The 8,789-nt window shown below is 30.0% G+C and carries 5 protein-coding genes; all 5 read left to right on the forward strand.

What is annotated here, in order from left to right; genetic code table 11:
* Positions 1 to 979: DUF2062 domain-containing protein (locus L6Q46_RS10665; protein ID WP_291284285.1), on the forward strand; the 979-nt coding region annotated here is incomplete at its 5' end.
* Positions 980 to 1,071: 92 nt separating this feature from the next.
* Positions 1,072 to 4,659 carry an MMPL family transporter gene (locus L6Q46_RS10670; RefSeq protein ID WP_363315877.1) on the forward strand — a complete coding sequence of 1,196 codons (3,588 nt, stop codon included), beginning with the start codon at positions 1,072 to 1,074 and terminating at the stop codon, positions 4,657 to 4,659.
* A 5-nt stretch (positions 4,660 to 4,664) separates the two neighbouring features.
* Positions 4,665 to 6,182 (forward strand): NAD(P)/FAD-dependent oxidoreductase, encoded by a 1,518-nt coding sequence (locus tag L6Q46_RS10675; protein ID WP_291284287.1) that lies wholly within the window; start codon positions 4,665 to 4,667, stop codon positions 6,180 to 6,182.
* 5 nt (positions 6,183 to 6,187) lie between these two features.
* Entirely contained in the window at positions 6,188 to 7,861 is a 1,674-nt protein-coding gene (locus L6Q46_RS10680; protein WP_291284288.1) for a C45 family peptidase, read from the forward strand.
* On the forward strand, positions 7,858 to 8,789 hold a 932-nt coding region (locus L6Q46_RS10685; RefSeq protein ID WP_291284289.1), incomplete at its 3' end, for an AMP-binding protein. The genes L6Q46_RS10680 and L6Q46_RS10685, both read left to right, overlap by 4 nt.

Raw genomic sequence — 8,789 nt, forward strand, 5'->3', positions numbered from 1 at the left:
TTCAATTTCCAAAAATCAAGGAAAAGGAAATGCACTCCAATTAGGATTTAAAAAGGCAATAGAAGACGGATTCCATTATGCCATTACAATAGATTCAGACGGACAGCATTTTCCTGATGATATTCCTGTTTTTTTGGAAGAATTAGAAAAAAGTGATAGTAATATTTTACTTATCGGTAGTCGAAATATGAATCAGGAAGGCGTACCAAAGAAAAGTAGTTTTGGAAATAAATTTTCTAACTTTTGGTTTTGGTTTGAAACCGGAATTCAATTAGAAGACACACAATCTGGTTATCGATTGTATCCGTTATTACACATTCCAAAGAAATATTTTACCAAAAAGTTTGAGTTTGAAATCGAAGTTATTGTTCGTTCTGCTTGGAAAGGTTCCATTGTAAAAAATATTCCTGTAAAAATTTTATATGACCCAACCGAACGTGTAACACATTTTAGACCTTTTAAAGATTTTACAAGAATTAGTATACTAAACACCGTTTTAGTGCTAATAACCCTTTTATATATTAAACCAAGAGATTTTTTTAGAAGTTTCCAAAAAAAAAAAATAAAGCAATTCATAAATGATGAAATTTTAGAAAGTAACGATTCTAATTTAGTAAAAGCATTGTCAATTGCATTAGGGGTTTTTATTGGAATTGCACCCTTTTGGGGATTTCAAACTGTCTTAGTTATTTTTTTAGCCGTTTTATTTCGATGGAATAAAATATTAGCCTTTACCTTTTCTAATATTAGTATTCCACCCATGATTCCTTTTATTATCTTTGCATCTTTACAAATAGGTTCTTATTTTGTTGAAGGAGATGTGTTTTTTAACGAAAATCATGAGTTTTCTTTAGAAACCATTAAAAATCACACAACTCAATATCTTGTAGGAAGTTTTATTTTAGCTACAATTACTGCATTTGTTTTTGGTTTTTCTAGTTATTTCTTACTTTCGCTGACGGGAAAATCAAAAAAATAAAATTAAAAATGCACAAGTTTTTTATTAGGGTTCATTATTTTGTTCAGAATAATAGATTGCTCTCATTGGCAACGGTATTTTTGTTTTTAATAGTGTTTGTTTTTTTTGCTTCAAAAATTAGATTTGAAGAAGATATTACCCGAATTATTCCAAAAAACGAAAACGCAGATGTTGCCGCAAAAGTTTTAAAACAATTAAATTTTTCGGATAAAATAACTGTCATTATTGAAAAAGATAAGAATGGTTCAATTGACGATTTAACGCAAACTGCTACCGACTTTATTGATAGTTTACACTCTTGCGAACCTTACATAAAAAATATTCAAGGAAAGGTTGACGATGAAAATATTCAGCAAACTTTTGATTTTGTTTACCAAAATTTGCCTTACTTTTTAGACGAAAACGATTATGCAACTTTAGATAAAAAGTTAACCAACGATAGCATTTCGAAACAAGTTGAAAGCAATTACAGAACTTTAATTTCTCCAACCGGAATAATTGCAAAGGATTTTATTGTGAACGATCCTTTAGGAATTTCGTTTATCGCACTAAAAAAGCTTCAGCAATTAAGCATTGGAGATGATTTTATTTTAAAAGACGGATTCATAATCACAAAAGACGAATCAACACTTTTACTTTTTATCAATCCAAAATTAAGTGGAAGCGAAACAGAAAAAAACACGTTATTTGTTGATGAATTAAATCAAATAAAATCAAAATTCAATGAAGTAAATAAAGGTAAAGTTACTTTAGACTATTTTGGTTCTTCATTCATTGCAGTTGCAAATGCCAAGCAAATTAAAGCCGATATTTTGACTACCATTTTAGTTTCTTTAGGAACTTTAATGCTTATTTTAATTGTCTTTTATCGAAAATTACTCATTCCGGTTATTATTTTTATTCCAACCATTTTTGGAGTAGTAACAGCAATTGCTTGTTTATATTTTATTAGAGGAACTATTTCGGCAATTTCGTTAAGTGTTGGAGCCGTTTTGTTAGGAGTTACAATCGATTATTCGCTTCATATTCTCACGCATTATAAGAACAATAACGATTTAAAAACCGTTTATAAAGATATTACAATGCCATTAGTAATGAGTAGTACAACTACAGCGGTGGCATTTTTATGTTTGCTTTTTGTAAATTCAGAAGCATTAAAAGATTTAGGAATTTTTGCAGCAATTAGCGTTGTTGTATCTGCTTTTTTCTCTCTTTTGCTAATTCCGCATTTGTATAAACCTAAAAACAATGCAATTCCGAAGGAAAATGTACTCGATAAATTAGCGGCTTTTTCTTTTGAAAACAATAAGATTTTAATTGGTATAACAACTGTTGTGATTATCATTTCGTTTTTTACGTTCGGAAAAGTTTCTTTCAACAACAATTTATCAGAATTAAATTTTATTCCAGATGAAATTAAGAAAACAGAAGAAAAGCTTGAAAAACGAACCAATCTAACTTCAAAATCTATTTATTTGGCGGCTTACGGAAATTCTATTGAAGAAGCTATCCAAAACAACAGCAAACTTTTTGACAAACTTTCGCTTGAAAAATCGGAGAACAAAATAATAAACTTTAGTTCTATTGGCGGAATTGTTTTATCCAAAGAAGCACAAACTGAAAAACTACAATTGTGGAATAGTTTCTGGACAGAAAATAAAAAGCAATTTGTTCAAAATGCACTTGTTTCTAACGGAAATTCGATAGGTTTTAAACCTACAATGCATCAAGGTTTTTACGATTTATTAAATCAAAAATTTGAATTATTAAGTTTTGACGATTACAAAAAATTAAATGCACTTTTTTTAGATGAATTCGTCGCTTCTAAAAACGGGTTTTATACGATAACTTCTGTTGCAAAAGTTTCTGACAAGCAACGCGATAAATTTGTGAATTCAATTGATAGTAAATCCAATGTTTTAGCAATTGATAGGCAGCAAATGAATGAAACGTTTTTAGGTAAACTTCGAGACGATTTTAATTCATTGGTAAACTACTCTTTTATTGCAGTTGTTTTAATTCTTTTTGTGTTTTTTAGAAGAGCAGAATTGGTTATCGTAAGTACCATTCCAATTGTATTAACAGGTGTAGTAACCGCAGGCGTAATGTGGTTTTTTGATATTCAACTGAACATTTTCAGTACAATTGTATGTACGCTAATTTTTGGTCACGGTGTCGATTTCAGTATTTTTATGACTAGCGCTTTGCAAAAAGAATATACAACAGGTAAAAACGAAATGCCAACGTATAGAACTTCTATTATTTTAGCCGCATTAACTACCATTTTGGCTATTGGAGCATTAGTTTTTGCAAAACATCCCGCTTTAAAATCAATTTCATCTGTTTCCTTAATTGGTGTTTTTGCTGCCTTATTAATTACGTTTATTTTCTATCCAATATTATTCCGTATTTGCTTTTTTAATCGTGTTAGAAAAGGGAAATCACCTATATCGTTACGATTGTTATTGCATTCAACTTTATCGTTTTTATATTACGGTTTAGGCGGATTGTTTTTTTCGTTAATTGGAAAAATTATTCTCTTCTTAATTCCGGTTAACAAAGAAAAGAAAATGATGTGGTTTAGAATAATTATATCCAATTTCATGAAATCAGTTTTATATTCTAATCCTTTTGTGAAGAAAAAAATTGTGAATAATTATAATGAAGATTTTAGCAAACCAGCAGTTATTATTTCAAATCACACTTCGTTTTTAGATATTTTAGCAGTTGGAATGATAACACCAAAAATGATTTATTTAGTGAATGATTGGGTTTATAATTCGCCAATATTTGGTAGAGTTGTAAAATTAGCAGGTTATTATCCAGCATCACAAGGAATTGAAGGTAGTGTGGAACATTTGCGAGATAAAATCGAAAAAGGCTATTCGTTAATGATTTTTCCTGAAGGAACACGTTCGAGTACGAATGAAATTGGACGTTTTTATAAAGGAGCATTCTATTTAGCCGAACATTTTAATATTGATGTTTTACCTGTTTACATTCACGGAAATTCAGAAACTTTACCAAAAGGTGATCATATTATTTACGACGAAAGCATAACCGTTGTAATTGATAAAAGAATAAAAGCAGATGATACATCTTTCGGTGAAAATTATTCGCAACGAACAAAAGTTATCAATAAATATTTTAGATCCGAATTCAATAAATTACGTTCAGAATTAGAAGGAGAGAACTATTTTGAAAATAAATTGTTTCTAAGTTTCTTATATAAAGAAAGAGAAATTATTTCGGAAGTAAAATCAGATTTTTCAGCGAATAAAAGCAATTATTACAAGCTAAATTCGTATATTAATTCAGAAGCAAAACTAGTTCACATAGCTTCAGATTATGGTCAAATTGATTTTCTTTTAAGCATGCAAGAACCAAAAAGAAAAGTAAAATCTTTTATTGCTGATTTAGAAAAAAGAGAAATTCCAAGTTCAAATTATTTGGTAAAAAAATACAATATCAACTATGTTGATAATATCGATACAAGTATTAATGATAATGATACGTTATTAATTTCTAATTCAGATTTTAATTTTGAAGACATTCAGAATAACTTAACTAATTTTCAAACCGTAATTTTGTTCAATTGTTCTATATTATTGCATAAATTTGAACAAACTGGTTTTAAAATTAGTTCAAACGATGATAAAATTATTGTTTTAAAAAAATAAGATAAGTGAAAGATAAATACGACATAGTAATTGTAGGAAGTGGTTTAGGCGGATTAGTTTCATCTATTATCTTAGCAAAAGAAGGATACAAAGTTTGTGTCTTAGAAAAAAACAATCAATTTGGTGGAAATTTGCAAACTTTTGTGCGCGATAAAACCATTTTTGATACCGGAATTCATTACATCGGAGGTTTATCCGAAGGTCAAAATTTGTACAAATACTTCAAGTACTTAGGTATAATGGACGAATTGCGACTAAAAAAAATGGATGAAGATGCATTTGATGTTATTTCTTTTGAAGATTCAAATGAAGAGTATCCGCATGCGCAAGGTTATGAAAATTTTGTAAATCAATTGCTTAAAAGTTTTCCTGAAGAGAAAGAAGCTTTAGAAAAATATTGCAAATTAGTAGTAGACGTTTGTGATACTTTTCCACTTTATAATTTAAATGCTGATGGTAAATATCAAAGCGAAATATTAACGTTAAATGCAAAAGATTCCATTGCTGAAATTACTCAAAATGAAAAATTACAAGCCGTTTTAGCTGGAACCAACTTTTTATATGCAGGAATTCCTGATAAATCACCTTTTTATGTGCATGCGTTATCGGTAAATTCATACATACAAAGTTCTTGGCGTTGTGTTAATGGAGGAAGTCAAATTACCAAACAATTAATAAAGCAATTAAAAAAGTATGGTGGCGAAATCTACAAATACAAAGATGTTGCTAAGTTTGAGGTTGAAGATAATAAGGTGATATCGGTTGTAACAAAAGCAAATGAAGTTGTTAAAGCGGATTTGTTTATCTCTAATATAGATCCAAAAGCTACTTTGAAAATGGTTGGATTATCTCATTTTAGAAAATCCTACTATGAGCGAATTGATAAGTTAGAAAGCGTTATTTCAGCCTTTAGTTTGTATATTGTTTTTAAACCCAATACGTTCAAATATTTGAATTATAACTATTATCATTTTAAAAATTCGAATGATGTTTGGACAGCATACGAATATGATGAAAATTCATGGCCAAAAGCGTATATGGCTTCTATGAATTACTCAGGAAAAAATGTTGAATGGGCTGAAGGAATGACTTTTATTACTTACATGAAATATGAAGATGTAAAAGAATGGGAAGAAACCTTTAACACGACAGCAGAAAAAAGCGATAGAGGAATTAGCTACGAAGAATTTAAAGCACAAAAAACTGAAAAATTTCTAAACGAAATTGAGATTAAGTTTCCAAATATTAGAAGTTGTATTCAATCTATTCATACTTCAACACCGCTTTCTTACAGAGATTACATTGGTGGAAATAGCGGAAATATGTATGGTTACGTGAAAGATTGTAATAATCCGATGTTATCGTTTATCGCACCTAAAACCAAATTAGATAATTTATATCTAACAGGACAAAGTATTAATATGCATGGTGTTTTGGGTGTTACGATTGGAGCTGTTTTAACATGTTCTGAAATTGTTGGAAAAGAATATTTGGTAGATAAAATAAATCAAGAAACGAAATAAGCATTATGAAGAGTAGAATTGCTTTTCTTTTTTATTCAGCGGTTGTTTTTTTATTGATGGTTTCTTGCGGAATTTCAAAATCATTAAAACATCAGCCAATTACTGCTGGTTATGATCAAACAATTCCTGTTGTAGATAAAAAAGCGGCTACATTATTTGTATCTGGAAACAATTTGTTACTTAAAAACAAACACCAACTTTGGGAACTATATGTCGAAGGCGATCCATTGCAAGTTGGGTTAATTTCGGGAGCATTAACAGATTCTTTATTAAAAAAGCAAGAAACCATTTTCTTCTCAAAAATTAAAGATTTAGTTCCGTCAGAATCCAAACAAAAATTCCTGCGTTTCTTTTTAAAATGGTACAATCGAAAGTTGTATCTCAATATTCCTGAAGAATACAAAACAGAAATTTACGGCTATTCAAGATATTCTTCAAAAGATTTTGATGCTATTGCGCCCGCATATTTGCGCAGTTTGTATTTGCACGGTGCACACGATATTGGTCACGCTTTGCAAGATTTAGCATTAGTAGGTTGTTCTTCTTTTGCCGCTTGGGATTCAAAATCGGAAGACGGAAATTTAATTTTAGGAAGAAATTTCGATTTTTATGCTGGAGATGATTTTGCCAAAGACAAAGTAATTGCTTTTATAAAACCTACTCAGGGAAATCCGTTTATGATTTACACTTGGGCAGGAATGACAGGAGCCGTTTCAGGAATGAATACAAAAGGAGTAACGATTACGATAAATGCAGGAAAATCAAAAATTCCTTTAATTGCAAAAACACCTATTTCGGTTTTAGCACGCGAAATTTTACAATACGCTTCTACAATTGATGAAGCCATAGCAATTGCTAAAAAAAGAAAAGTTTTTGTATCCGAATCCATTATGGTGGGAAGTGCAGCAGACAACAAAGCAATTCTTATTGAAGTTTCGCCTAATAATTTTGGAGTTTTTGATGTTCCAAATAGCAATCAAATTATTTGTTCTAATCATTTTCAAAGTGAAGAATTAAAAAATGATAAACGAAATAAAGACCAAATTAGAGACAGTCATTCTAAATATCGATTTGATAAAATGACGGAATTATTCGATAATAATCCCAAAATAAATCCAATAATTGCAGCAGAAATTTTAAGAGATACTAAAGGCTTAAACGATAAAGAAATTGGATACGGGAATGAAAAAGCGCTCAATCAGTTATTAGCGCATCATGGAATTATCTTTAAACCAAAAGAATTATTGGTTTGGGTATCGGCAAATCCTTATCAATTAGGCGAATTTGTTTGTTACGATTTAAATCAAATTTTCAATGAAACTAGAGATAAAAATAGCTTTGAATCGTTTGAATGCTCTGATTTATCAATAGCAAAAGACCCGTTTTTAGAAACAGAAGAATACAAAAAATACGAGCAATTTAGAATTGAAGATGCCAAAATGGATTCAGCTTTAAATGAAAAGAAATTCATTGATGCAAATCAAATTAAGGAATATCAGTCTTTAAATCCTTATTTTTGGGTAGTTTATTACAAAGCAGGTTTATACTTTTACAACAATAAAGATTTCGCTCAAGCTAAAATCCAATTTGAAAAGGCTTTACAATGTGAAATTACAACCTTAACAAGCAAAGTTCAGGTTGAAAAATATTTAAAAAAATCAATAAAGAAACTGAAATGATACCACATATTGAAAAACAAACAACAGCTGAAATTAAAGCATTTCAAGAATTGAAATTGCAGGAAGTTTTGCAATATGTAAGTGCAAATTCGGTTTATTATCAAAATTTATTTCAAGAGCATAAAATTGATATTTCTAAAATAAATACGTTAGAAGATTTACAACTAATTCCAACTACTACAAAGGAAGATTTACAGCGAAATAACGATGATTTTATGTGTGTCCCAACGCATAAAATAATTGATTTTGCAACAACTTCTGGGACTTTAGGCGATCCTGTAACTTTCGGTTTAACCGATAACGATTTAGATAGATTGGCTTACAATGAAGCGATTTCTTTTGATTGTGCTGGAATAAAAGAAGGTGACATTGTGCAACTTATGACCACAATGGACAGAAGATTTATGGCTGGTTTAGCTTATTTTCTGGGGCTTAGAAAAATGAAAGTTGGCGTAATAAGAGTAGGAGCAGGCATACCAGAATTGCAATGGGATTCTATTTTAAAATACAAGCCAACGTATTTAATTACAGTTCCATCATTTCTTCTAAAGCTTATTGAATACGCAGATTCTCACGGAATTGATTATAATAATTTAGGAATTAAAGGCGCAATTTGTATTGGAGAATCATTACGTAATCAAGATTTTTCAAATTCAATTTTAGCAGATAAAATTGCTAGCAAATGGAATATTAAACTATTCTCAACCTACGCTTCTACCGAGATGAGCACCGCTTTTACAGAATGCGAGCATGGAGTAGGAGGTCATCATCATCCAGAATTAATTATTGTTGAAGTTTTAGATGACGAAAATAAGCCTGTTAAAGAAGGAGAAAGTGGAGAACTTACAATTACTACTATTGGAGTTGAAGCAATGCCTTTAATTCGCTTTAAAACTGGTGATATTGTTAAGTTGCATACTAATCCGTG

The organism is Flavobacterium sp. (genome assembly GCF_023151265.1).
Classification (GTDB): Bacteria; Bacteroidota; Bacteroidia; order Flavobacteriales; family Flavobacteriaceae; genus Flavobacterium.